This window comes from Thermobispora bispora DSM 43833, assembly GCF_000092645.1.
Classification (GTDB): Bacteria; Actinomycetota; Actinomycetes; order Streptosporangiales; family Streptosporangiaceae; genus Thermobispora; species Thermobispora bispora.
On sequence record NC_014165.1, the window covers coordinates 1,275,302 to 1,300,076 of the forward strand.

Annotated in this window: 20 protein-coding genes; 9 read left to right on the forward strand and 11 right to left on the reverse strand. The window is 72.9% G+C overall.

Annotated elements, in window-relative coordinates:
- The first annotated feature begins 178 nt into the window (after positions 1-178).
- The gene (gene rny, locus TBIS_RS05605; RefSeq protein ID WP_013131375.1) at positions 179-1,792 is read left to right on the forward strand and encodes a ribonuclease Y; all 1,614 of its coding nucleotides are present in this window, start codon (positions 179-181) and stop codon (positions 1,790-1,792) included.
- A gap of 182 nt (positions 1,793-1,974) precedes the next feature.
- On the opposite strand, the gene TBIS_RS05610 is transcribed toward rny, so the two are convergent.
- From TBIS_RS05610 to TBIS_RS05630, 5 genes are read right to left on the reverse strand one after another with little or no spacing between them, the layout of a single operon-like run.
- Complete coding sequence (locus TBIS_RS05610; RefSeq protein ID WP_041431240.1) at positions 1,975-2,733, reverse strand: type 2 periplasmic-binding domain-containing protein; 759 nt, start codon at positions 2,731-2,733, stop codon at positions 1,975-1,977.
- A gap of 55 nt (positions 2,734-2,788) precedes the next feature.
- Positions 2,789-3,655: an amino acid ABC transporter permease gene (locus tag TBIS_RS05615; protein WP_013131377.1), complete on the reverse strand. Its 867-nt coding sequence runs from the start codon at positions 3,653-3,655 to the stop codon at positions 2,789-2,791.
- Positions 3,652-4,323 (reverse strand): amino acid ABC transporter permease, encoded by a 672-nt coding sequence (locus TBIS_RS05620; protein WP_013131378.1) that lies wholly within the window; start codon positions 4,321-4,323, stop codon positions 3,652-3,654. The genes TBIS_RS05615 and TBIS_RS05620 overlap by 4 nt, the downstream gene beginning before the upstream one ends.
- A gap of 18 nt (positions 4,324-4,341) precedes the next feature.
- Positions 4,342-5,175, reverse strand: a complete 834-nt coding sequence (locus tag TBIS_RS05625) for a glutamate ABC transporter substrate-binding protein (protein WP_050760447.1) — start codon at positions 5,173-5,175, stop codon at positions 4,342-4,344.
- Positions 5,176-5,210: 35 nt separating this feature from the next.
- Positions 5,211-5,963, reverse strand: coding sequence for an amino acid ABC transporter ATP-binding protein (locus TBIS_RS05630; RefSeq protein ID WP_013131380.1), 753 nt, complete (start codon positions 5,961-5,963; stop codon positions 5,211-5,213).
- A gap of 207 nt (positions 5,964-6,170) precedes the next feature.
- Between TBIS_RS05630 and miaB the strand changes: the two genes are divergently transcribed.
- The gene (miaB, locus tag TBIS_RS05635) at positions 6,171-7,667 is read left to right on the forward strand and encodes a tRNA (N6-isopentenyl adenosine(37)-C2)-methylthiotransferase MiaB (RefSeq protein WP_013131381.1); all 1,497 of its coding nucleotides are present in this window, start codon (positions 6,171-6,173) and stop codon (positions 7,665-7,667) included.
- 63 nt (positions 7,668-7,730) lie between these two features.
- Here miaB and TBIS_RS19280 read toward each other — a convergent pair whose 3' ends face one another.
- Entirely contained in the window at positions 7,731-7,904 is a 174-nt protein-coding gene (locus tag TBIS_RS19280; protein WP_158306177.1) for a hypothetical protein, read from the reverse strand.
- A gap of 895 nt (positions 7,905-8,799) precedes the next feature.
- On the opposite strand from TBIS_RS19280, the gene TBIS_RS05645 reads away from it, so the two are divergent.
- Complete coding sequence (locus tag TBIS_RS05645; protein WP_013131383.1) at positions 8,800-9,783, forward strand: ribonuclease Z; 984 nt, start codon at positions 8,800-8,802, stop codon at positions 9,781-9,783.
- 242 nt (positions 9,784-10,025) lie between these two features.
- On the opposite strand, the gene TBIS_RS05650 is transcribed toward TBIS_RS05645, so the two are convergent.
- A complete protein-coding gene (locus tag TBIS_RS05650) occupies positions 10,026-10,733 on the reverse strand; it encodes a class III extradiol dioxygenase subunit B-like domain-containing protein (RefSeq protein ID WP_013131384.1) in 708 nt (235 codons plus the stop codon).
- A gap of 328 nt (positions 10,734-11,061) precedes the next feature.
- Here TBIS_RS05650 and miaA point away from each other — a divergent pair, with 328 nt between their 5' ends.
- From miaA to TBIS_RS05680, 6 genes are all read left to right on the forward strand, one after another.
- Positions 11,062-11,997 carry a tRNA (adenosine(37)-N6)-dimethylallyltransferase MiaA gene (gene miaA, locus TBIS_RS05655; RefSeq protein WP_013131385.1) on the forward strand — a complete coding sequence of 312 codons (936 nt, stop codon included), beginning with the start codon at positions 11,062-11,064 and terminating at the stop codon, positions 11,995-11,997.
- A gap of 1 nt (position 11,998) precedes the next feature.
- Positions 11,999-12,811 carry a diaminopimelate epimerase gene (gene dapF / locus TBIS_RS05660; protein WP_013131386.1) on the forward strand — a complete coding sequence of 271 codons (813 nt, stop codon included), beginning with the start codon at positions 11,999-12,001 and terminating at the stop codon, positions 12,809-12,811.
- A 51-nt stretch (positions 12,812-12,862) separates the two neighbouring features.
- Positions 12,863-13,672 (forward strand): SCO6745 family protein, encoded by an 810-nt coding sequence (locus TBIS_RS05665; RefSeq protein WP_241019890.1) that lies wholly within the window; start codon positions 12,863-12,865, stop codon positions 13,670-13,672.
- Positions 13,673-13,821: 149 nt separating this feature from the next.
- Positions 13,822-16,182 (forward strand): tetratricopeptide repeat protein, encoded by a 2,361-nt coding sequence (locus TBIS_RS05670; RefSeq protein ID WP_242384314.1) that lies wholly within the window; start codon positions 13,822-13,824, stop codon positions 16,180-16,182.
- 421 nt (positions 16,183-16,603) lie between these two features.
- The gene (locus TBIS_RS05675; protein WP_013131389.1) at positions 16,604-17,557 is read left to right on the forward strand and encodes an ABC transporter substrate-binding protein; all 954 of its coding nucleotides are present in this window, start codon (positions 16,604-16,606) and stop codon (positions 17,555-17,557) included.
- Positions 17,558-17,793: 236 nt separating this feature from the next.
- Positions 17,794-18,552, forward strand: a complete 759-nt coding sequence (locus TBIS_RS05680) for an HNH endonuclease family protein (RefSeq protein WP_013131390.1) — start codon at positions 17,794-17,796, stop codon at positions 18,550-18,552.
- 258 nt (positions 18,553-18,810) lie between these two features.
- On the opposite strand, the gene TBIS_RS05685 is transcribed toward TBIS_RS05680, so the two are convergent.
- The 4 genes from TBIS_RS05685 to aceB are packed head-to-tail and all read right to left on the reverse strand — an operon-like array spanning position 18,811 to position 24,412.
- The gene (locus tag TBIS_RS05685) at positions 18,811-20,061 is read right to left on the reverse strand and encodes a (Fe-S)-binding protein (protein WP_013131391.1); all 1,251 of its coding nucleotides are present in this window, start codon (positions 20,059-20,061) and stop codon (positions 18,811-18,813) included.
- Positions 20,062-20,110: 49 nt separating this feature from the next.
- Complete coding sequence (locus tag TBIS_RS05690; RefSeq protein WP_013131392.1) at positions 20,111-21,334, reverse strand: FAD-binding oxidoreductase; 1,224 nt, start codon at positions 21,332-21,334, stop codon at positions 20,111-20,113.
- Positions 21,334-22,785, reverse strand: coding sequence for an FAD-linked oxidase C-terminal domain-containing protein (locus TBIS_RS05695; RefSeq protein WP_013131393.1), 1,452 nt, complete (start codon positions 22,783-22,785; stop codon positions 21,334-21,336). The genes TBIS_RS05690 and TBIS_RS05695 overlap by 1 nt, the downstream gene beginning before the upstream one ends.
- A 40-nt stretch (positions 22,786-22,825) precedes the next feature.
- Entirely contained in the window at positions 22,826-24,412 is a 1,587-nt protein-coding gene (gene aceB, locus TBIS_RS05700; RefSeq protein WP_013131394.1) for a malate synthase A, read from the reverse strand.
- Positions 24,413-24,775 lie beyond the last annotated feature (363 nt).

The window sequence follows — 24,775 nt, forward strand, 5'->3', positions numbered from 1 at the left end:
CGGATTCCGCCATGGTGAACGCCATATAGCCACCGATGGGCCTGTGATCCCCACCGGGCGTCCGGCCGGGTGCCCAGGGGTTGCGACATATGCGGCCTGGTGACATTCACCGGGCGCTGCCGTGCTGCGCGTGTAACCCCTTGCGTGGACTGTGCCGAGGCGAGAGGGGTGAGCGCGGATGGTTGAGATCGTCCTGCTGGCTGTGACGCTCTTGCTCGCGCTCCTGCTGATCGTCTCGCTCATCATGTTCTTCCGCCGCCTCGGAAGCATCACCCCACCGCCCCGGTCGCAGGTCATGGAACGGGTCCGGGCCGAGATCAACGAAGAGCTCGAGCGGGCCAGGCGTGAGGCCGCGGAGATCCGCAGCAAGGCGGAGCGGGACGCCGGGGAGATCCTGAAGAAGTCGGAGGCCCTCGCCGAGAGCGCCGCCCTGATGCGCAAGGAGGTGGAGGAGGAGGCGCGGCTGCTGAAGTCCGAGCTCCGGCAGATCCGCGCCGACTTGGAACGCCGGGAGAGCCGCCTGCTGGAGCGGGAACGGCGGCTCGACGAGGAGGCGCGGCGGCAGGCCGAGCGGGCGCGCCAGCTCGCCGAGACCGAGACCGAGCTGGCCGACCGCCGCCAGGAGCTCGAGCGCATGGCCGAGGAGCGCCGGGAGATCCTGGAGCGGGTGGCCGGGCTCACCGCCGAGCAGGCCAAAGCCGAGCTCATCAAGCAGATCGAGAACCAGGCGAAGCGCGAGGCGGCGCTGATCGTCCGGGAGATCGAGGCGGAGGCCCGCCGCGAGGGCGAGAAGCGGGCCCGCAAGATCGTCACGCTCGCGGTCCAGCGGATCGCCGCCGAGCAGACGGCGGAGTCGGTGGTGAGCGTGGTCCACCTGCCGAGCGACGAGATGAAGGGCAGGATCATCGGGCGGGAGGGCCGCAACATCCGGGCCTTCGAGTCCATCACCGGCGTCAATCTGATCATCGATGACACGCCCGAGGCGGTGCTGCTCTCCTGTTTCGATCCGGTGCGGCGTGAGACGGCCCGGCTCACGCTCGAGAAGCTCATCCAGGACGGCCGCATCCACCCCCACCGCATCGAGGAGGCCTACGAGCAGAGCAAGGTGGAGGTGCGGGACCTGTGCGTCCGCGCGGGCGAGGACGCGCTGGTCGAGGTGGGCATCACCGACATGCACCCCGAGCTGGTCCTGCTGCTCGGCCAGCTCCGCTACCGCACCTCCTACGGGCAGAACGTGCTCAAGCACCTGATCGAGACCGCGCACATCGCCGGGATCATGGCCGACGAGCTGGGGCTCGACCGCGATCTGGTGAAGCGGTGCGCCCTGCTCCACGACATCGGCAAGGCGCTCACCCACGAGGTCGAGGGCAGCCACGCGCTGATCGGGGCGGAGATCGCCCGGCGGTACGGCGAGCACGAGGACGTGGTGCACGCGATCGAGGCGCACCACAACGAGGTGGAGGTGCGGACGGTCGAGGCGGTCCTCACCCAGGCGGCCGACGCGATCAGCGGCAGCCGTCCCGGTGCGCGGCGCGAGTCACTGGAGGCGTACATCAAGCGGCTGCAGCGCCTGGAGGAGATCGCCCAGGCGCACGCGGGCGTGGAGAAGGTGTTCGCCATGCAGGCCGGCCGGGAGATCCGGGTGATGGTCCGGCCCGACGAGGTGGACGACATCCAGGCCCAGGTGATCGCCAGGGACGTGGCGAAGCAGATCGAGGAGGAGCTCACCTACCCCGGCCAGATCAGGGTCACCGTGGTCCGCGAGTCCCGGGCCACGGAGTACGCCCGCTGACCCGGCGGCCACTCGTCCGCCACTTCGATCACAGACGGGCCCATTCCGGCCATCCGGACCGACCTCTTCACCGGAGTACGCCCGGCTGACCCGGCCGCCGGTCGTCCGCTACTTCGATCACAAGCCGAGTCCACCCAGGCACCGGGACCGACCCCTTCTCCGGAACACGCCCGCCGCCCCGGCTACCGTGCGGTGGCGGGGAGCTCTGGCGGAGCGGTGTAACGGGTTGCGAGCACCCCGAGATGCTCGATGACCGCCCGCTTCCAGCTCCCGTCCTCGAACATGTGGCGCAGCGCCTCGGTCACCCGGTCGCGCAGCGCCGCCGACGACGTGCCGATGCCGTACTCGATGGTGGCCAGCGGCCGGCCGCTGAACCGGAACCGGCCCGGGTACTGCACCGCCAGCCCGGCGAGCACCGGGGCGTCGGCGACGATCGCGTCGCACCTGCCGTCGGCGAGGAGCGGCGCGCACGCGGCCGGCACGTTCGCCTCGGCGAGGAACGCGTGCTTCCAGGCCTCGCCGAACCGGGCGACCAGCGGCCGGGCGGAGGAGCCGGTCGCGCACACGCACCGGCCGGCGAGATCACGCACCCCGCGGATGGCGAGGTCGTTCGCGCGCACCAGGATGTTCGTGGTGGTCACCAGGTAGGGCCCGGCGACGTACCGGGTCTCGCCCCCGGGGAACGCCGGGCCCATGGTGCCCAGGACGAGATCGGCCTGGGCCGCGTCGCCGGTGAAGACGATCTGATCGTCGCGGTAGCCCAGCTCACGCGCGACATAGCGGACGACCGCGATGTCGAATCCGGTGAGACCTCCGTCCGGCCGCTGGTTCACCAGGCCGGGCTGGCCCAGGCGAACCGCGACGACGAGCCTGCCGCTGTCCCCGCATCCGGTCAGGAGCGCGGCCGCCACGCCCAGCACGACGACAACGACACGCCACACGCGATCACTATCGGGGCGGTGCGGCCGCGCGGGGTGCAGCGACACGGCAAAGTTTTCACCCGGTCATCGCCGCCTCGCCTTGAACCACGGTGGTGACCGGCTTGGCCGCGGTCCGGGTGCTGCGCCGGCTCCGCCGTTCGAGCCAGGTCGCCAGGTAGCCGAGCGCCACGTTGATCGCGATGTAGATCACCGCGATCACGATCACCGAGGGGATCAGGTTGAAGTAGTTCGCCGGCACGACCCGGGCCCCGGCGTTGAGCAGGTCCGCATAGGCCACGATGAACCCGAGCGCGGTGTCCTTGAGCAGCACGACGAGCTGGCTGACGATCGCCGGCATCATCGAGGTGATCGCCTGCGGCAGCAGGATCAGCCGCATGACCTGGTTCTTCCGCAGCCCCATCGCGTAGCCCGCCTCGGACTCCCCGCGCGGCACCGCCCGGATCCCCGCCCGCACGATCTCCGCCAGCACCGAGCCGTTGTAGACGGTGAGCCCGAACACCACCGCCGCGAACTCGCTGACGACCAGCCCCAGCAGGCTCCCGCCGTACTGGGCGAAGAAGATCATCATGAGCACCGGGACCGCGCGGAAGAACTCCGCGATGGCCCCGGCCGGGATCCGGATCCACCAGTGGTCGGACAGCCGGGCGATGCCGAACACGGTGCCGAACGCGAGCGCGAGCACCGCGGCGACCAGGGCCGCGGCCAGGGTGTTCCACAGCCCGGGAAGGATCAGCTCGGTCCAGGTGTCCGCCTGGAGGAACGGCCGCCAGAGGTCGGGCTCCCACTGCCCCTTCTCGTCGAACTTCAGCCAGATGAAGTACGCGACGAAGAGGAACAGCACCCCGAAGGCGAAGGTGAGGACGTTGTTGCGCAGCCGGGCCTTCGGCCCGGGGACGTCGTAGAGGACCGTCGCCCGGCTCATCTCACCACCGCCAATCGCCCGGCCAGCCAGCCGAAGGCCAGGTTGAGGGGGAGGGTGAGGATGACGAACCCGGCCGCGAACCCGAGGAAGAGCGGGATCACCGCGTCCCCGTGCGCGTCGAAGAGGTTCTTCATCCGCAACGCCGCCTCGGCGACGCCGATGGCCGCGGCGACCGTCGTGTTCTTGATGAGGGCGTTGAGCAGGGTGCCCAGCGGTGCGACGACCGCGCGCATCGCCTGGGGCAGGATCACCAGCCGCAGCGTCTGCGGGAAGGTGAGCCCGAGCGACCGCGCGGCCTCGGCCTGCCCCAGCGGGACCGTGTTGATCCCCGACCTGATCACCTCGCACACGAAGGCCGCGGTGTACGCGGACAGCCCGAGCGTGGACAGCCAGAAGCTGTTCACCGAGAGGTCATCGGCCGAGAACCGGACGTCCATTACCGTGCCGAGGCCGAGGCCGCAGAAGACGATGACGAGCGTCAGCGGGGTGTTGCGCAGCACGTTGACGTACAGCGCGCCCGCCCACCGCAGCACCGGCAACGGGCTCACCCGCATGGTGGCGAGCACCGTGCCCCAGACCAGCGAGATGAGCGCACTGAGTGCCGCGAGCCTCACCGTGAGCCCGAACGCCTGCAGGATCACGGGAAGCTCTTCGACGACGGCCTCCACGCGATCTCCTCCCGGCCGTCAGTACCGCTCCAGCTGCGGCGGGGTGGGGAAGTACTTGCCGAACTCGCCGAAGTTGTCGTCGATGAACTTCCGCCAGCTCCCGTCCTGGAACATCTTCTCCAGGGCGTTGTTGATCGCGTCCCGGCCCGCCTTGTCGTCCTTCTTCAGGCCGATGCCGTACTTCTCGGTGGAGAAGGGCTTGCCGACCAGCTTGAACTTGCCCGGGAACTGGGCGGCGAACCCGGCGAGGATGGTGGCGTCGGTGGAGATGGCGTCGACCTGCTTGTTCTCCAGCAGCGGCAGGCAGGCGCCGTACCCCTGCTGCTGGGTGAGGTTCTTCGCCTCCCACTCCGGCCCGAACATGTCCGCGAGCCGCTTCGGCGAGATGGAGCCCTGCGCGCCGCAGACCTTCTTGTCCTTCAGCGACTGCACGTCCGTGATGCTGTCGTCGTCGGCCCGGATGAGGATGTCCTGCCCGGTGACGAGGTACGGCCCGGCGAACGAGACCTTCTCCTTGCGCTCGTCCGTGATCGAGTAGGTGGCGATGACCATGTCCACCTGGCCCTGCTGGATGAACGGCTCGCGGTTGGCCGACTGGGCCTCCTTGAACGTGATGCCGCTCTCGGGGACGCCGAGCTCCTTGGCGATGTAGCGCGCCACGTCGACGTCGAAACCGGCGTAGGTGCCGTCGGGCTTCCTCAGCCCCAGGCCGGGCTGGTCGATCTTGATACCGATGGTGAGCTTCTTCTCGTTCTTCGCCTTGTCGACGATGGAGTCGGCTTTCGACTGGCCGCACGCGGTGAGGCTGGTGGCCAGCGCCGCGAGCGTGACCAGGGTGGCTGCGAGTCGCATTCGCGTCACCTTTCGCTTTCTGAGCCAGGGGGTCATCAATGGGTGAGGATCTTTGAGAGGAAGTCGCGGGCCCGCTCGGTCGCCGGGTTGGTGAAGAACTCCGCCGGCGGAGCCTCCTCGACGATCTGGCCGTCCGCCATGAACACGACGCGGTTGGCCGCGCGCCGGGCGAACCCCATCTCGTGGGTGACCACGAGCATGGTCATGCCGTCCCGGGCGAGCTCGATCATCACGTCGAGCACCTCCTGGACCATCTCGGGGTCGAGGGCGGAGGTGGGCTCGTCGAAAAGGATCATCTTCGGGTCCATCGCGAGGGCGCGCGCGATGGCGGTGCGCTGCTGCTGGCCGCCGGAGAGCTGCGCCGGGTACTTGTGCGCCTGGTCGGCGATGCCGACCCGGGCGAGCAGCTCCAGTCCCCGCCGTTCCGCCTCCTGCCTGGAGACCCCCTTGACCTTGATCGGCCCGAGGGTGACGTTCTCCAGGATCGTCATGTGGGAGAAGAGGTTGAACGACTGGAACACCATCCCGATCTCGGACCGGACCTTGGCCAGCGCCTTGCCCTCGGCGGGCAGTTCCTGCCCGTCGAACGTGATCGTGCCGGAGTCGATCGTCTCCAACCGGTTGATCACCCGGCACAGCGTGGACTTGCCGCTGCCCGATGGGCCGACGACCACGACCACTTCGCCGCGCCGCAGGCTCAGGTCGATGTCCTTGAGCACGTGGAGCGACCCGAAATGCTTGTTGACCCGTTCGAGTCTGACAAGCGGACCGGTCTCGGTGTCCGTCATGCTGTCAACCTAAAGGCGGTCATATCTCCAAATCACTAGCCGGTGCGTACCGATCCGGTCACGGCCCTTCCGATCCGGTCACGTCCCTTCGGGGTCCCGCCCGCCGGTTGCCGGGCGCCGCCGTACCGCCCGCCGGCGCGTGATCGTCCGTACGCCGAGGGTGAACGGTACGGGGTGGGATGGGCGAGCGCCTACCCTTGTATTGCGATGACTGCGACCACGACGGGCACCGAGGGCGCACCCCGCACCTACGAGGTGCGGACCTACGGGTGCCAGATGAACGTCCATGACTCCGAGCGGATCGCCGGGCTGCTGGAGTCCGCCGGGTACGTCCGCGCCCCCGAGGGGGAGATCGCGGACGTCATCGTGTTCAACACCTGCGCGGTGCGGGAGAACGCGGACAACCGGCTCTACGGCAACCTCGGCCACCTCCGGCCGATCAAGATGGCCAGGAAGGGCATGCAGATCGCCGTGGGCGGCTGCCTGGCGCAGAAGGACCGGAGTGAGATCATCCGCCGCGCGCCGTGGGTGGACGTCGTCTTCGGCACCCACAACATCGGCTCGCTGCCCGCGCTGCTGGAGCGGGCCAGGGTGGCCCAGGAGGCCCAGGTCGAGATCAAGGAGGCCCTGGAGACCTTCCCGTCCACGCTGCCGACCAAGCGGGAGTCGGTCTACGCCGCGTGGGTGGCGATCTCGGTCGGGTGCAACAACACCTGCACGTTCTGCATCGTGCCGTCGCTGCGCGGCAAGGAGCGGGACCGCCGGCCCGGCGACATCCTCAGCGAGATCCGCGCGCTCGTGGCGGAGGGCGTGATCGAGGTCACCCTGCTCGGGCAGAACGTCAACACCTACGGGGTGGAGTTCGGCGACCGGCAGGCGTTCAGCAAGCTGCTGCGGGCCTGCGGGGAGATCGAGGGCCTGGAGCGGGTCCGGTTCACCTCGCCGCACCCGGCCGCGTTCACCGACGACGTGATCGCGGCGATGGCGGAGACGCCCAACGTGATGCCGAGCCTCCACATGCCGCTGCAGTCGGGCTCGGACCGGATCCTCCGCGCGATGCGCCGGTCCTACCGGGCCGAGCGGTTCCTCGGCATCCTCGAGCGCGTCCGCGCCGCCATCCCGGACGCCGCGATCTCCACCGACATCATCGTGGGCTTCCCCGGGGAGACCGAGGAGGACTTCCAGCGCACCTGCGAGGTGGTCCGCGAGGCGCGGTTCGCCCACGCGTTCACCTTCCAGTACTCGATCCGCCCCGGCACGCCGGCCGCCGCGATGGAGAACCAGGTGCCCAAGGAGGTCGTGCAGGACCGGTACGACCGGCTCATCGCCCTCCAGGAGCAGATCTCCTGGGAGGAGAACAAGGCCCAGGTGGGGCGGACGGTCGAGGTGCTGATCGCCGAGGGCGAGGGCCGCAAGGACGACCGGACTCAGCGGATCTCCGGCCGGGCCGCCGACTACCGGCTCGTGCACGTGGCCCCGGTGGACGCCCGGCCGGGCGACATGGTGACCGCCGAGGTGACCTACGCGGCGCCGCACCACCTGGTGGCGGACAAGGTCCTCGCGGTGCGGCGCACCCGCGCGGGCGACGCCTGGGAGGCGCGGCAGGGCACCGCGCGCTGGCGCGAGGTGGTCAACCTCGGCATGCCGACGATCGGCCGGCCGCCCGCGCCGGCCTCCGCACCGGCGTGCCCGTCCGGCCACTGAGCCGGCGCGTCCGCGGCCGGTGAGCCGCGCGATGGCCCGGGACTGGTCCGTCCGGTCACTGAGTCAGCCGCTCATCAGCCGCTGGAGCACCTGGTGGCAGTAGGACCGGCGGAGGCCGTCGAAGGTCGCGCACGGGTTGGGGATCCGGTGCGGCCCCACCGGCGTGGGCCAGTCGATGTGCGGCTTGGTCCACCGCTGTGACGCGTTCTTCCGGGCCCGCTTCTGCTTGGCGGTCACCCGCGGCGTGGTACGGCGTGGCCGCGTGCGGTTGCGCCCGTCGGCGCGCGGCCGCCCGGTTCCGGAGGCCACCCTGGGGCGTCCGTCGCCGTGGGCCGCCCGGTCCGGTGCCCGGCCGTCGCCGGACCGCGGGGTGGGCGCCGGCCGGTCGCCCGTACCGGACGCCTCCTCGCGGGCGTCCTCCGTTGCCCGGCCGGGCGTGCGCCCGGGAGCGCGCTCGGGGCCGGTCTCCGGGCCGCCACCGATGCCCTGGGGTGCTCCGGCTCGCTGATCTTGACCGGCTCCGGTGGCGTATGGGGCTCCGTCCCCGGGTGCTGCGCCGTCTCCGGTGCCGTGGGCCGCTCCGGCCCGCTCGGTGTTTCCTCCGGTGCCGTGCGCCGCTCCGTCCCGCTGCCCGGGCGTGGGCGGAGGGGCCGCCGGGTCCGCTCCGGGGCGGTTCGCGCGTGTCCCGGCGCCGGGGCCGGTGGGATCCGGAGATCGGGTGGCGGCGTCTCCGATCCGGGACACGGCGAGCGCCCGATCGGCCGGGGGAGAGCCGCTGGCCGAGGCCGGCTGCGGCACGGCCGGGCGCCCTTCCGGGGCGGAGGCGCCGAGCGCGATGCCCAGCCCGGCGACGGTGACCACGCCGGTGACCCCGGCCACGGCGAGCAACATCGAGCCCTGTCGTTTTCTAAGCCGTGGCGAGAATTCCGACAATTTCCCAATTCTTTCGTCGCGCCGTTTCCTGTTCCTCCCATCGGCAAGTCTGCCCACGTGAGCGCGGTCTCGGCAGCGGGTTCTCCCGATTTCGCCGCGCCGAACCGACCCGGGGATCCTGAATTTCCACGAAATATGGCTGTTTTCTGATTCCGGCCTGCGGCCCGAGCGGCGCCGTCTCCCCGCCTACCATCACACTGTGTCCGTGCGCGAACTCGTCGTCCTCGGCACCGCGAGCGCGGTGCCGACCCGCGAGCGCAACCACAACGGGTACCTGCTGCGCTGGGACGGCGAGGGATTCCTGTTCGATCCGGGCGAGGGCACGCAGCGGCAGATGCTCCACGCGGGCGTGAGCGCGCACGACATCACCTGGATCTGCGTCACCCACTTCCACGGCGACCACTGCCTCGGCCTCCCCGGGGTGATCCAGCGCATCGCCCGGGACAACGTGCCGCACCCGGTGCAGGTCGCCTACCCGGCGGCCGGTGAGGAGTACTGGCGCCGGCTGCGCCACGCCTCCGCGTTCGCCGACACCGAGGTGATCGTGCCCCGGCCGGTCTCCGGCGACGAGGCCCGGCTGCCCGCGGGCCCGCTCACCCTCACCGCCCGGCCGCTCTCCCACCCAATCCCCTCGTACGGCTACCGCATCGAGGAGCCGCCCGGCCGCACCATGCTCCCCGCCGAGCTGGCCCGGCGCGGGATCCACGGGCCGATGATCGGCGAGCTGCAGCGGAAGGGCTCGATCACGGTCCCGGACGGCTCGGTGGTGACGCTCGAGGAGTGCAGCGTGCCCCGGCCGGGGCAGAGCTTCGCCTTCGTGATGGACACCCGGCTCTGCGACGCGGCGTTCGCCCTCGCCGACGGCGTCGACCTGCTGGTCGTCGAGGCCACGTTCCTGTCGGCCGAGGCCTCGCTCGCCGCCCACTACGGGCATCTCACCGCGGCCCAGGCCGGGCGGCTCGCCGCCGCGTGCGGGGTCCGCCGCCTGGTGCTCACCCACTTCTCAGAGCGGTACCCGGTCGCCGAGGAGTGGCGCTTCCGCGAGGAGGCGGGCAAGGCGTTCTCCGGGGAGATCATCCTCGCCCGGGATCTCGCCCGGATCCCGGTGCCGAAGCGCCGGCGGGAGCGGGACGCCCGGCCCGGGGATCGGCCGGCCGGAGAACCGCCGGCCTCGCACGGCTGACCGTCCGCGCCACCGGGCCTCAGCGCCACCGTCGCCACCCACCGCCCTCCCGGCCATCGGGTCGGCCGGTATGACCCTCAACGAGCGGTCGGTGCCAGCGGGCCTCAGCGCCACCGTCACCGGACGGTCGGCCTCCCGGCCATGGGCCGGTCGGTGTCACCCTCATCGGGCGGTCAGCGCCACGGCCTCCGGCCGGTGGGCGGCACCGCCACCGGCCGGTCACCGGCACCGTGAACGGGCGGTCAGTCCCACCGCCATTGGGCCACGAAATAGCTCACCCCGTACGGCGCAGCCCGGTAGAGCAGCTCGCTCCGCCGCGGCGGAGCGCCCTCGGCCGCGCCGGCGAGCACCTGGAACGCGGCCCTGCCTCCCACCCAGAGCTCGGCCGTCCGTGCGGGATCGAGGCCGGCGAGCCGGTCGAGGTCCGCGGTGGCGAGCGCGTCCGCGACCATGTCGTCGTACGGCACGGCGTCGGGGTGGACGTACCCCGGCGATCGCTCGGTCAGCCGGGCCGATCCGTCGCCCATGGTGAGCAGCGCGACCCGGTCGGCCATCCGCGCGATCCGCCGCCCCAGGGCCGCGCACTCCGGGCCGGGGGCGTCGCACGCCACCGCCTCGAACCGCAGCGGCGGCAGCGCGCGGCCGGTGGCCGCCCGCCACCGGTCGAGCAGCCAGCGGCCGATGGTGAGCGACAGCGGCAGGCACGGCGCGCCGGTGCCGGTGCGGACGTCCACTCCCCACGGCCTCAGGGTTCCGGCCGCGTCCCCGGGGTAGGCGGCGGTGCGCTCCGCTCCGCCGGTGACGACGAGCAGTTCGGGCCGGGCGTCGGCGAGCGCCGTGATCGCCGAGGCGCACGCCGCGCGGAGGTCGTCGAGCTCGGGCGCGGCCGCGCCGGCGAGCTCCGGGACGATCAGCGGGGGATGCGGGCAGACGGCTGCTGCGATGAGCACCTCCTCACCCTATCGCCCCGGTGATCTCCCGGCCGGGGAGGCCGCCGCGGGCGGGGGCGTGATCGACCGCTCGGCACGGCCCGCGCCCTGGGGCCGGGGGAGGGGTCGTCCGGGCGCGCAGCGGGGCCCACCGGCGTAGCCCCCCGGGGATCCCATCGGGCGGGTGATCGACGGCATGGCGCGCCTCGGCCGCATCGGCCCGGCCCACCAGAGCGGCCGGACCGGGGACCGCATGACGCCGAGCGGACGGCGACCCGGAGGCCTGAGAGGACGCCCGCCCACCGCCGGAGCGGACGCCGGACCTCTCCGGCGCTGCCACACTGGACGTGTGGGACGGCTACCTGTGATCGCCATCGTGGGCGCCACCGCGGCGGGCAAGTCCGACCTCGCCGTGGAGCTGGCGCTCCGGCTCGGCGGTGAGGTGATCAACGCCGACTCCATGCAGCTCTACCGGGGCATGGACATCGGCACGGCGAAGCTGTCCCCGGCCGAGCGGCGGGGCGTGCCGCACCACCTCCTCGACATCTGGCCGGTGCGCAAGACCGCGACCGTCGCCGAGTACCAGCGGCTGGCCCGGCCGATCATCGAGGACCTGCTCGCCCGCGGCCGGGCGCCGATCCTGGTCGGCGGATCCGGGCTCTACGTCCGGGCCGTCCTCGACGATCTGGACTTCCCCGGCACCGATCCGGAGATCCGGGCCCGGCTGGAGCGGGAGCTCGCCGAGACCGGCCCGGCGCCGCTGTACGACCGGCTCAAGCGCCTCGACCCCGTGGCCGCCGAGAAGATCCTGCCGAGCAACGGCCGGCGGATCGTCCGCGCCCTGGAGGTGATCGAGCTGACCGGGCGGCCGTTCTCGGCGAGCCTGCCGGAGTACCGGGCGGTCTACCCCAGCGTGCAGATCGGGCTCGCCGTGCCCCGGCCGGTGCTCGACGAGCGGATCGAGCGGCGGGTCGACCGGATGTGGCGGGCCGGCCTGGTCGACGAGGTCCGCGCCCTTCTCGCCGAAGGGCTCGCCGAGGGGAGGACGGCGAGCCGGGCGCTCGGGTACGCGCAGGTGCTGCGGTACCTCTCCGGTGAGTGGAGCGAGGAGCAGGCCCGGGAGGAGACGATCCGGGCCACCCGCCGGTTCGCCCGGCGGCAGGAGTCCTGGTTCCGCCGCGACCCCCGGGTGATCTGGCTCCCCTTCGACGCGCCCGACCTTGCCGGCCGCGCGCTCGAGTGCGTGCGGGAGGCGGCCGCCGCGCCCGGCCCTACACTCGGGTGACATGCGGTTCGTGAAGGGCCACGGCACCGAGAACGACTTCGTCATCATCCCGGATCCCGAGGGCCGGCTGGAGCTCAGCCCGGAGACGGTCGCGGCGATCTGCGACCGGCGCACCGGGATCGGCGGTGACGGGGTCCTGCGCGTGGTCCCCACCGCACGCTGCCCCGAGGTGGCCGATCAGGCGGGCGAGGCCGAGTGGTTCATGGACTACCGCAACGCCGACGGCAGCCTCGCGGAGATGTGCGGCAACGGCGTGCGGGTCTTCGCCCGCTACCTGGTCGACGCGGGGCTCGCCGCGCCCGGTGAGTTCGGGGTGGCCACCCGCGCGGGGGTCCGGCGGGTGCGCATCGCCGCCGAGGGCGACGTGACCGTCGACATGGGCCGGCCGCGCGTGCTCGGCGAGAGCCGTACCGCGGTGGACGGGCGCGAGTACCAGGGCCTCGGGGTGAGCATGGGCAACCCGCACCTGGCCTGCCTGATCGAGGACCCGGTGGCCGGGCTCGACCTCAGCCGGCCGCCGCGGTTCGACGCCGCGGTCTTCCCCGACGGGGTGAACGTCGAGCTGTTCAACCTGACCGGCGACCACCGGGTGACCATGCGGGTGTACGAGCGCGGCTCCGGGGAGACCCGGTCCTGCGGCACCGGGGCGGTCGCCACCGCGGTGGCCGCGGCCCGGGCGGTGGGGGAGGAGACCGGCACCTGGGCCGTCCGCGTCCCCGGCGGCGTGGTCACCGTGACGCTCGACGCCACCACGAGCTGGCTCACCGGTCCGGCCGTGCTCGTCGCCTCCGGTGAGATCCCCGCCGTGCTCTGAACACCATCCCCCGCCGCGCGCCGGACGGCGTTGCAGAATGATGTTCTGATCATGGATCATCGCCCGGGCCAGTGGGGTGCCCAGGCCGAGCCCAGGAGGACGGACATGGACCCGCGCAGCGCGGTGGTGGCGACGAAGACCGCGATCCAGACCCTCGGGGGAGGCTTCATGATCTCCCGGGAGGCGAAGGCGCTCTGCGACCGCCACGGTCTCGACGGCAGGCAGATGTACTTCCGTGGCCGGTGCGGCGTGCTCGGCGAGGTCGACGCGGACGTCGTCCTCTCCGCCGTGGTGTTCTTCCCCGCGGAGCACGTGCGCGAGTCATGGGAGGGCGGGCGGAAGCTGCCGGCCGCCGAGGCCGCCGAGCTGTACGCGTCCGCCTGCCACGACTGGGGGCGGCGCAAGCTCGCCGGCTTCTCCGGCGCCGGCCGCCTCGCCGAGCTCCTCGGCGCGATCGTGGACGCGGCCGACGTGCGCGGCGCGCCGCTGTTCGCCGGCTGGCGGGCGATGCCCCGGCCCGCGGACGACCCGGCCCGGGCCGCCCACCTGCTCCAGGTGGTGCGCGAGCTGCGCGGCGGCAAGCACGCGATCGCGGTGCTCGCCAGCGGGCTCGAACCGCTGGACGCGATCATCATCGGCGCCGGCGACTTCGGCAAGTCGACCGGTGCCGACGTCGCGCGCTTCCTCAACTGGCCCGAGCCGTACCCCGAGCCCACGCCGGAGAAGGTCGAGCGGCGGGCGAAGGCCGAGGAGCTGACCGACGACCTCGTCGCCCAGGCGTATGAAACGCTCACCCCGGCGGAGCTCGACGAGCTGGCGGGGCTGCTCGACGAGGCCATGCGCACCGCCTCCGCCCGGTGACGTGAGCCGGCCGGGCCGGTGAGCCGCGGGGCCGCGCGACGGGCCTGGTCATCCTCGTGACCGGCCCTCGGCGGCCGCGGCCCGGCCCGGTCCCGTACGGCACGGCCGCGCCGGCATTGCCGTACGGCGGTGACCCATGCCGTACGGCCGTGACCGCGACAGGCCACGGCGCGGCACCGGCCGCTGTTTGGGTCATGCTCCCCGACCTGGCAGACTGGCTGCCCATGGACGTGGACATCTGGGCCTGGGTCGGTGGCGCCCAGCGTGAACTGCACGAATCCGGAAACACGCAGCTCGCCGTCGTTCTGGCCGACGTACCCGCGCAGGCGCTGGAGGGCCGCTACGCTCAGCTCGACGTCGTCGCCCCCGCGATCGCGGAGCAGGCAAAGACCCTCGGCAAGCCGTGGCTGGAGCTCTTCGCGCGCTACTGGCATCTGATCGGCCGGGTGGGGGACCGGGCCAACGGCGCGATCGCGCTGGGCGACGCCCGCGCCCTCGCCGAGTTCGCCCGGCGGGACGACGTCCGTGACTGCCCGTCGGCGCCGGCCGCCGCCGAGGTCCTGGCGATGGCGATGGCGAACACCGACGGTCCAGGGTTCGCCACCGAGCGGCTGGCGCTGCTCAACTCGGCCCTCGAGGGGGTGGGGCCGGAGTCGCCGGCCTACTCAGGCCTGGCCACGCAATACGTCGCCGCGCTCCTCGACGACGGGAAGCCGGGCGAGGCGGTCGTCTACGCCGAGTCGGCGCTCGGGCGGCTCCGCGACGCCGGGCGGCAGCCGAGCTGGGAGCTGGCCGCGGCCCACGCCCGCGCGCTGCTCGCCGACGGCCGCGCCGATCAGGCGCTCTCCGTCCTCGAGTCGGCGACCGGTTTCAAGCCGGACGACCCGGTCGCGAAGGACCGCCGGGAGGCCCTGCTCAAGACCCAGATCCTGATCGCCGCCGACCGGATCCCCGAGGCGTACGACGCGCTCCCCGACCTCGACGTGGTGGGCGAGCACCCGCGCGAGTGGGTGGACTGGGCCCACGCGGTCGTGCGGCTCGTCGAGCGCGGCGCCATCGCCAACACCTGGCAGCTCGGCCGGGTGCTGCGCCAGTGGATGCTGTACTTCGAGCAGACCGGCGGCCACCGCGCACGGTTCGAGCTGGCGCTGATCGCCGGCCACCTTGCCATCGGCCGGCAGATCGCCTGGCAGGCCCGGCTGCTCGCCGACTACGCCGAGGCGGCGATCCCCGAGCTCACCGCCCGCGACGGCCTGGAGAAGCGGGTGGCCGAGCTGCGCGCCGCCGCCGAGCAGGTCACCGAACCCGCGCCCCCGGGCCCGCGCGACGAGCTGGTCCAGTACTTCGACGCCGCCGACCGGGGCCAGAACGCCGACCCCGAGCGCTGGGGCGCCTGGCTCTGGCCGCTCTCCGGGACCGACCTCCCCGCCACCCGCCGGCACACCAGCGCGCTGGGCTTCCTCGGCTACCCGGCCACGGCCGCGGACCTGTACTGGAAGCCGGTGGTGGAGGACGGCGACCCGGCCGCGGCCGACGAGGAGGACGTCGCCAACCTCACCGGGCTGCTGATCCAGGCCGGTCAGGACGATCGGGTCGAGCGGCTCGCCGGCCTGCTCCCCGAACGGCTCGCCTACCTGACCCGTGCCCGCCTGTACCGGGCGCGCGAGCGCTGGGCGGACGCGGCGGCCGCCGCGGAGCGCGCCGTCTCCGCCGGGGACGCCGTGGAGGGCCGCCGCCTGTGGTCCGCGGCGGTGCAGCAGCTCGGCGGCAACGCCAAGGCCGCCGAGATCCTCCGGCCGCTCCTCGACTCCCCGCAGGCCACCGAGGACGACCTCTGGCGGATCGTCGTGCTCTGCACCATGGCCGAGGACTGGGCGTCCGTCCGGGCCGCCGGGACGAAGCTCGGCATGCAGTTCAAGACGCAGGAAGGCCCGATCGACGAGGAGTGGCACCTGATCCGGGCCGTGCTCCCCACCCCGGACGGCGGCCGGCAGGAGGTGCTCGCCCTGCGGACCGGGCCGGCCACCGCCCGGCTGCTCATCCCGCAGCCCAAGGGCATGGAGTACAACGCGGGGGACGTGATCGTCTTCGACCCGCGGCCGCTGGAGCCGATCCCGGAGAGCGAGGAGGAGCGGGAGGGGTTCCTCCCGCCGTTCGCCGGGATCACGATGCTGCGCCCAGGCGGCTACACGAGCTGGTTCTTCGACGGCGCCAGGCCCACCGAGGAGGAGTGGGCCGAGTTCAACCAGGTCCTCGCCGAGCGCGGCTGGCCGATGTGGGTCTACAGCGACGAGAGCTACACGGTCCGCAACCCGGCGACCGGGGAGCGGATCCCCGGGGTGTTCGGGTGGGTGGCGATCCCGCCGAACGTCACCCCGGCGCAGCTCGACGCCGTGCTCGACGACGTGACCGAGCAGTGGGCGCACCCGCTCGCCTGGCTCGACCTCGCCCGGGAGGTCGGCATCGAGGTCGAGCGGCACGAGAACATCGTCAAGGAGTACGGCCTCTGAGGCTCGCGTCGCGGCGCACGGCCTCGCGGGTTCGCCCGGAGCGCGGCCTCCCGGGCCAGCCGCGCGGTGATCACCGTGCCGTGACCCGGCCCCCGGTGCCGCCGCCCGGGCCGCGCCGCGGCCTGCTCCTCCGCCGTGGCGCGCCCGTGGCACGGCCGGGCACGGGAATGCAGGGTCCCGGCGTGGGCGGGACGCGGAACCCCGCGCCGCCCCCACGGGGCGGCGGTGCCCGCGAGTCCCGGTGCCCGGATGAACCCGGATGAGCCGGGCGCTCCATCGCGAGCGGCGCCCGGCCGCGCTCCGGTATGGAATACTCTGCCGATGTCCGCCGGCGTCACCGCCCGGCCGTGGCCGTGCCGTCCGCGCCGGCCGTTTCCTGTCATGAGATCGCGCAGGCCGTGCGACATCAGGCTGGGGTCAGATGAAGAGGGTCCGTCTCTTAGCCGCAGTGCTCGCGTCCGCGCTGCTCCTGACCGCCTGCAGCGGGGATGGCGAACCGGAGGGCGCCGGCACGCCGTCACCGGAGGGCGCCCGGACCGTGCGGATCGCCCTCCACCCCTGGATCGGCTATGAGGCCAGCGCCGCGGTGGTCGCCTACCTGCTCAAGCGCGAGCTCGGCTACAAGGTCGAGTACGTGCGGGGGACGGAGGCCGAGTCCTGGAAGGGCTTCGAGGACGGCACCGTCGATGTGATCATCGAGAACTGGGGCCACCAGGACCTGAAGCGGGAGTACATCGACCAGAAGAAGGTGGCGGTCAGCGCCGGGCCGACCGGCAACCGCGGGGTGATCGGCTGGTACGTGCCCGAGTGGATGGCGCAGCGGTACCCCGAGCTCACCACCTACCAGGGGCTGATCGAGCACTACCGGCTGTTCCGGACCGAGAAGAGCGGGAACCTGGGGCAGCTCCTCGCCGGGGATCCCTCGTTCGTGAGCCACGACGAGGCGCTGATCAGGAACCTCAAGCTGCCGTTCAAGGTCGTCTACACCAAGGGCGAGGGCGAGCTGATCGAGGCGGCCCGGAAGGCGACCCAGAACCGGAGCCCGCTCCTCATGTACTTCTACGAGCCGCAGTGGCTCTTCAAGCAGCTCAAGCTCGTCAAGGTCAACCTCCCGCCGTACGCCCTGGGCTGTGACAAGGATCCGGAGCGGGTGGCCTGCGACTACCCGCCGTACCTGCTGGACAAGATCGTCAGCGCGCGGTTCGCGGAGAACGGCGGCAAGGCCTACGAGCTCATCAAGAACTTCACCTGGACCAACGAGGACCAGAGCGCGGTCGCGTACGACATGGCGGTGAACAACATGTCCGCCGACGACGCGGCGCGGAAGTGGATCGAGGCGAACAAGGTCGTCTGGCAGTCCTGGCTCCCGTCCTGAGCGGTGGGCCCGTGGAACCGGCCCGGCCGGAGCCTCGCCGGAGGCCATGAGCGCGTTGCGCTGCCCGCTGTGCCCGCGTACCCGCTGTGCCCGCCCACCCGGCGTCCCGGGCTTCCGGCCCGGTGATCTCGACGCGCCCGGGCGGGGCCACACCCTGACGACCGGGGTGATTTCTCCCGCTTATTTGCCTTTGCTATAGATACCTAGGTCAAGATCACCAAGACCTAGGGGGGCCATTGGGCGGGAGACGATCCCTGATCGCGAGCGCGGCCCTTGCGCTGGCCGTGCTGACCGGATGCGGAACGGCGGACGGCCTCGACATCGCCGACGGCCGCCCGGCGGGCGGGAAGGCCGCCGAGGCGGCGACCGGCACCAGCCCGCTGGCGAATCCGGACGGCACGCGTCCCGGGCTGGCCGCGATCACCTCGGCCGATGAGCGGGCCGAGGCACGGGCTCTGATCGAGCGGCTCCGGACCAAGGGGCGAGGACCGAAGACCGGCTACGAGCGGGAGAAGTTCGGGTACGCCTGGGCCGACTCCGTGGACGGCATCCCGTTCGGGCGCAACGGATGCGACACCCGCAACGACGTGCTGAAGCGGGACGGCCAGCGGCTGCAGTTCCGGAGCGGGTCGGACTGCGTGGTGATCTCGATGACCCTGTTCGACCCGTACACCGGCAAGACCATCGAGTGGACCAAGCAGAACGCGGCCGAGGTGCAGATCGACCACGTGGTGCCGCTCTCCTACTCCTGGCAGATGGGCGCGTCCCGGTGGAGTGACGAGAAGCGCCGGCAGCTCGCCAACGACCCGCTCAACCTCATGCCGGTCGACGGCGCCACGAACTCGCGGAAGGGCGACTCCGGCCCGGCGTCCTGGCTGCCGCCGCGCCGGGAGATCCGCTGCGCGTACGTGGTCCGGTTCGCCCAGGTGGCGCTCAAGTACGACCTGCCCGTCACCACCGCGGACAAGGAGACCATGCTGCAGCAGTGCTCCTGAGCGCGGCCGCCGCGCGGCCGGACAGGGGCGCCGCCGGGGACCGGGGGCGTCGCCGGGACGGGAGGCAGGGCCGCTCGGCCGTGGGCCGGTGACGTGCGCGCGCCGGGGCCGGCGTCGGCGGGTGCCGTCGCCGCGCCGCGCCCCGCGCCGGCCGCAGCGCCCCGCGCCGGCCGCACGGTGGCCGGGCCGCGCCCCGGTCGGCCAGTGGCCGGAACTGCGCTCCCCGGTCAGCCGGTGGCCGAGGGGCTCCGCTCCCGGTCAGCCGGTGGCGCGGCCGAGGCTCCCGGCCGGCCTGCCGCGGAGCGACGCGTCGAGCACCTCGGCGGTGTGCGCGACCCTGAGCGGCCCCTTGCCGGCCCGCCGGACCGCGGCGGCGATCTGCAGGGTGCACCCCGGGTTCGCGGAGACGAGCAGGTCGGCACCGGTGGCGAGCACGTGCCCGGCCTTCCGGGCGCCGAGCTCCCGGGCCGCCTCCGGCTGGAACAGGTTGTAGGTGCCGGCCGAGCCGCAGCAGATCTCCGCCTCCGCGATCTCCACCAGCCGCAGCCCGGGGATCGCGCGGAGCAGCTCGCGCGGCTGCGACCGGATCCGCTGGGCGTGCGCCAGGTGGCAGGCGTCGTGGTAGGCGACCGACAGGTCGAGCGGGTGGCGCTCGGCGACCGGCCCCAGCTCGGCGAGGAACTCGGCGAGGTCCTTCACCCGGAGGGCCTCGGCCCGGGCCGCCCAGCCGGGCTCGTCGGCGAGCAGCTCGGCGTACTCCTTCATGGTCGAGCCGCACCCGGCCGCGTTGACCACGACCGTGTCGACCCCGGCCCGTTCGAAGACGGCGATCGTCCGCTTGGCGAACCGCTTCGCCTCCGCCTCGCGGCCGGAGTGGAGGGAGAGCGCGCCGCAGCAGCCCTGCCGGGGCGGGATGACCACGTCGCAGCCCTCGAGCGCGAGCACCCGCGCGGTGGCCGCGTTGACGTGCGGGAAGAACTCGCCCTGCACGCAACCGGTGAGCAGCCCGACCCGTGCCCGGACCGGGCCCCGCGCCCGGACGAACGGCGGGAGCCGTACCGGGCGGGCGGTCCCGGGGGCGAGCTCGGCCATCGCCCCGAGCGCGGGGTGCACCCGCTCGAGGAACGGCCGCAGCCGCTTGCTCAGCCGCATCGGCAGGCGCATCGCCCGCAGCCTGCGCCGGTAGGGGAAGAGCGCGAAGACCAGCGCCCGGATCGCCCGGTCCTCCGGCCGCCGCACGTGCTCCCGCTCCACCACCGCCCGGGTCCGCTCGATCAGCCGGTCGTACCGGACGCCGGACGGGCAGGCGGTGACGCAGGCCAGGCACCCCAGGCACGCGTCGAAGTGGCCGGCCATCTCGTCGGTGAGCGGGGTGCCCTCCAGGTACTGGCCCATGAGGTGGATCCGCCCGCGCGGCGAGTCCATCTCCTCGGCCCACAGCACGTAAGTCGGGCAGGTGGGCAGGCAGAAGCCGCAGTGCACGCAGTCTCTGATCAGCCGGGGGTCCATGTGCCGTCCTCCAGTAGCTCGGCCCGCGCCGCACCGGCCCGGGGCGCCATCAGATGCCTCCCACGAACCGGCCGGGGGACAGCCGGCGCTCAGGGTCGAACCGTTCCTTCACCCGGCGCATCAGGGGGAGGCCGGGCACGTCGCCCCAGAAATCCACCGCGACCCCGGCGGGTGCGGTCAGCACGGTCAGCCGCCCGCCGGCGGGGCGGACGCGCTCCCGTGCCGCGGTGACGAACTCCGCGGCCCGCTCCGGGGACGGCAGCGCCACCCGCAGGTCCGGCCGCCCGGCCGACCCGCGGACGCGAGGCGCGACGCCGAGCCCGTCGGCCACCGAGGCCAGGGCGCGCAGCATGCCGGGCAGGGCGGCGGGCAGCCCGCGCAGGCCGAGCAGCAGGTCATCCCCGGGCAGCCGCCCCCACCAGGCGGGCGGCTCGTCGGTGACCTCCGCGTCCGGCCCCAGCAGCTCCTGGGCGAGCTTCGCCCGGTCGGCCGCCGCCGCGCCCTCGACGAGGACGGAGACCGTGACCGGGCTCTCCGGGCCGGGCCAGTCGAGCTCCACGGCCGCCGGTTCGAGCGGGTGGGCGGCGACCCGCAGGTCGATCGCCTCCGGCGCGGGGTAGACGGCCGTGACCCAGCGGCGGTCGGCGGGCAGGGGGTGGAGGCGGAAGGCCGCCTCGGCGATCACGCCGAGCGTGCCGTACGACCCGGTGAACAGCTTGCCGAGGTCGTAGCCGGCGACGTTCTTCACCACCTTGCCGCCGGACTTGGCGACCGTGCCGTCGGCGAGCACGACCGTGACCCCGATGAGCAGGTCCCGTGGCGCGCCGAACCGGAAGGCGAGCGGACCGGCCACCCCGGTGGCGAGCACCCCGCCGACCGTGGCGCCCTCCATCGGCGTGTCGAGGATCAGCCGCTGCCCCTTCGCGGCGAGCACCTCGGCGAGCGAGGCGAGGGTCACCCCGGCCTGGACCCGGACCACCAGGTCGTCGGCGGCGTGCTCCAGCACCCGGTTGAGGCAGCACGTGTCGACCAGCAGGTCGCAGCGCTCGGGGGGACGGCCCCAGTGGAGCTTGGTGCCGCCGCCGGTCGGGACCACGGCGAGGCCGTGCCGCGCGGCGGCCCGGAGCACCGCGGCGAGCTCCTCGGTGGTCTCCGGGAGCGCCACCCAGCGGGGGAGGACGCCCGCCACCGCGTCCCCGGGGCCGGCCCCGCGGACGGCCACCCCGGTGGCGACCAGGTCGGCGTGGGCGCCCGACGCGTCGAACCCGGCCATCAGAACTGCTCCGCCAGGCCCGACTCCACCAGCGGGTGCACGCCCTTGTGCACCCGGGGCGCCTCCCCGCAGAGCCGCGGTGTGGGGAAGACCTTCCCGGGGTTGGCCACCCCCGCCGGGTCGAAGGCGCACCGCACGAGCTGCATGGTGTCGAGATCGTCCTCGCTGAACATGCGCGGCATGTAACGGGCCTTGTCCACGCCTACCCCATGTTCTCCGGTGATCGAGCCGCCGTGCTCGAGGCACAGGTCCAGGATCCGCCCGCTCACCGTCTCGGCCCGCTCAGCCTCCCCTGGGTCGGCGTCGTTGAAGAGCACGAGCGGGTGGAGGTTCCCGTCGCCCGCGTGGAAGACGTTCGCCACCCGGATGCCGTACTCGTCCTGGAGCCGGCCGATCGCGGCGAGCACCTCCGGGAGGGCGGACCGGGGCACCACCCCGTCCTGCACGATGTACGCCGGGCTGATCCGGCCCACGGCGGCGAACGCCGACTTGCGGCCCTTCCAGATCGCCGCCCGCTCCTCGGCCGACGCCGCGGTCCTGATCTCGAAGGCCCCGCACGACAGGCACAGGTCCCGCACCGCGGCGAGCTCGCTCTCCACCTCGGCCCGCGGGCCGTCGAGCTCGACGATGAGCACGGCGCCGGCGCCGGGGGGGTAGCCGCAGGCGACCGCGGCCTCGGCGGCCTCGATGGCGAGCGCGTCCATCATCTCGATCGCCGCGGGGACGATCCCGGCGCCGATGATCGCGGACACGGCCCGGCCGCCGCTCTCGATCCCGGGGAACGCCGCGAGCAGGGTGGTCACGGCCTCGGGCGCGCGCGACAGCCGTACGGTGATCTTTGTGGCGATGCCGAGGGTGCCCTCCGACCCGATGAACGTGCCGATCAGGTCGTAGCCGGGGTCGAGGTGGGACAGCTCCACGACCTCCCCCTCGGGGGTGACGATCTCCAGCCCGATCACGTGGTTGACCGTGAAGCCGTACTTCAGGCAGTGGGCGCCGCCGGAGTTCTCGGCGACGTTCCCGCCGATCGAGCAGACCTGCTGGCTGGAGGGGTCGGGGGCGTAGTAGTACCCCTGGTCCCGGACCGCCTCGGTGATCGCCAGGTTGGTGACCCCGGGCTCGACCACGGCGAGCCGGTTCGGGATGTCGATCTTCAGGATGCGCCGCATCCGCGACGTGACGACGAGGATCCCGTCGGCCCGGGGAAGGGCTCCGCCGGACAGCCCGGTCCCCGAGCCGCGGGCCACGAAGGGAACGCCCGACCGGTGGCACAGCCGCACCACCTCGGCCACCTGCTCCGTCGTCTCCGGCAGCACGACGACCCCCGGGGTGGCGCGGTGGATGGTGAGCCCGTCACACTCGTAGGTCCGCAACCGAACGGGGTCGGTGATGACCGCGCCCGGCGGGAGCACCTCGGTCAGCCGTGCCGTCAGCCGTTCGAGTGCGGACATGGCGGGCACACCTCCTCACCTGGTCGTCACACTCTCCTTTCTACGGCAGGCGGGCGTATGCCGGGAGCGTAAGGAACTCGACGAAGTCGTCGTCAAGGGCGACCTCCTTGAACAGCTCGGTCGCCTTGGCGTAGAGGTCGGCGTCGTAGCCGGGCTCCTGGGCGATCTTGGCGAGCTCCTCCTCGATGACCCGCTCGACGAGCTCGCGGGTCACCCGCTCGCCGGTGTCGGCGAGGTCGACGTCGTTGTGGATCCACTGCCAGACCTGCGACCGGCAGATCTCGGCGGTGGCCGCGTCCTCCATCAGGTTGTGGATGGCGGCCGCGCCCTGCCCGCCCATCCAGGCGGCGAGGTAGCGGATCCCGACGTCGACGTTGTTGCGCAGCCCGGCCTCGGTGATCTGCCCCGGCGTCTTCGACACGGCGAGGAGGTCCTCCGCGGTGACGCTGACGTCCTCGCGCAGCCGGTCGAGCTGGTTCGGCCGGTCGCCGAGCACCTGGTCGAACACCTCGCGGCAGACCGGGACCAGGTCGGGGTGGGCCACCCACGAGCCGTCGAAGCCGTCGTTGGACTCGCGCTGCTTGTCGGCCCGCACCTTCTCCAGGGCGACCCGGTTGATCTCCGGGTCGCGGCGGTTCGGGATGAACGCGGCCATGCCGCCGATCGCGTGAGCGCCGCGCTTGTGGCAGGTGCGGACGAGCAGCTCGGTGTAGGCCCGCATGAACGGCGCGGTCATGGTCACCGCGTTCCGCTCCGGCAGCAGGAACTCCCGGCCGCGGGTGCGGAACTTCTTGATCACGCTGAACAGGTAGTCCCATCGGCCGGCGTTGAGCCCCGCCGAGTGCTCGCGCAGCTCGTAGAGGATCTCCTCCATCTCGAAGGCGGCCGTGATGGTCTCGATCAGCACGGTCGCCCGGATCGTGCCGCGCGGGATGCCGAGCAGCTCCTGGGCGCGGACGAACACGTCGTTCCACAGCCGCGCCTCAAGGTGCGACTCCAGCTTCGGCAGGTAGAAGTACGGGCCCTTGCCCTTGTCGATCTGCCGCTTGGCGCAGTGGAAGAAGTAGAGGCCGAAGTCGAACAGCGAGCCGGAGATCTCCTCGCCGTCGACCAGCACGTGCTTCTCGGGCAGGTGCCAGCCGCGCGGCCGGACCACGATCGTGGCGAGCTCCTCGTCGGGCTTGAGCGCGTAGCGCTTCTCGCCGATCGAGAAGTCGATCGTCCGGTCGAGCGCGTCACGCAGGTTGATCTGGCCCCTGATCGTGTTCTCCCAGGTGGGGGTGTTGGCGTCCTCGAAGTCGGCGAGCCAGACCTTTGCGCCGGAGTTGAGCGCGTTGATGGTCATCTTCCGGTCGACCGGGCCGGTGATCTCCACCCGCCGGTCGACCAGGCCCGGCGCGGGCGGGGCGACCCGCCAGTCGGGGTCGTTGCGGATGTGCTCGGTCTCGGGAAGGAAGCGGAGCGTGCCGCCCGCCGAGAGCTCGGCCTGGCGCTCCTGGCGGAGCCGGAGGAGCCGCTTGCGCTCGGGGTTGAACTCGCGGTGCAGGGTGGCGACGAACTCGAGGGCCTTCGGCGTGAGGATCTCGTCGAACCCCTCGTGCATAGGTGCCTTGATCTCAACGCTCATGGGGACACCTTTCCACGATCGGGAAATTCACTTCTAAATTGTGGAATCGACGCTACTGCAGAGCCGGAACGGGGGTCAACGCGGGGTCCCGCCGGGCGGGCGCGGACCGGGCTCGGGCGCCGGGGCGGGCGGCGATGACCTGCGGTGCCGTACGGGTCCCGGGGCAGGAGGAATCCCCGGGGCCGGGTCGTGAGGCGCGAGGTGCGCCATCGCGCGGCAGGCCATGCCGTACGCCGCGGGTCCGGGGCGTGGGCGCGCGGGCTCGCCCGGCGGCGGGGCCGGGCGCCGGCGGTGGCGCGCCGGGCGGCGGGCCGTACGGCCCGGTCGTCCTGACCGGCATGGAGCAGCGGCCCGGTGAGGTGG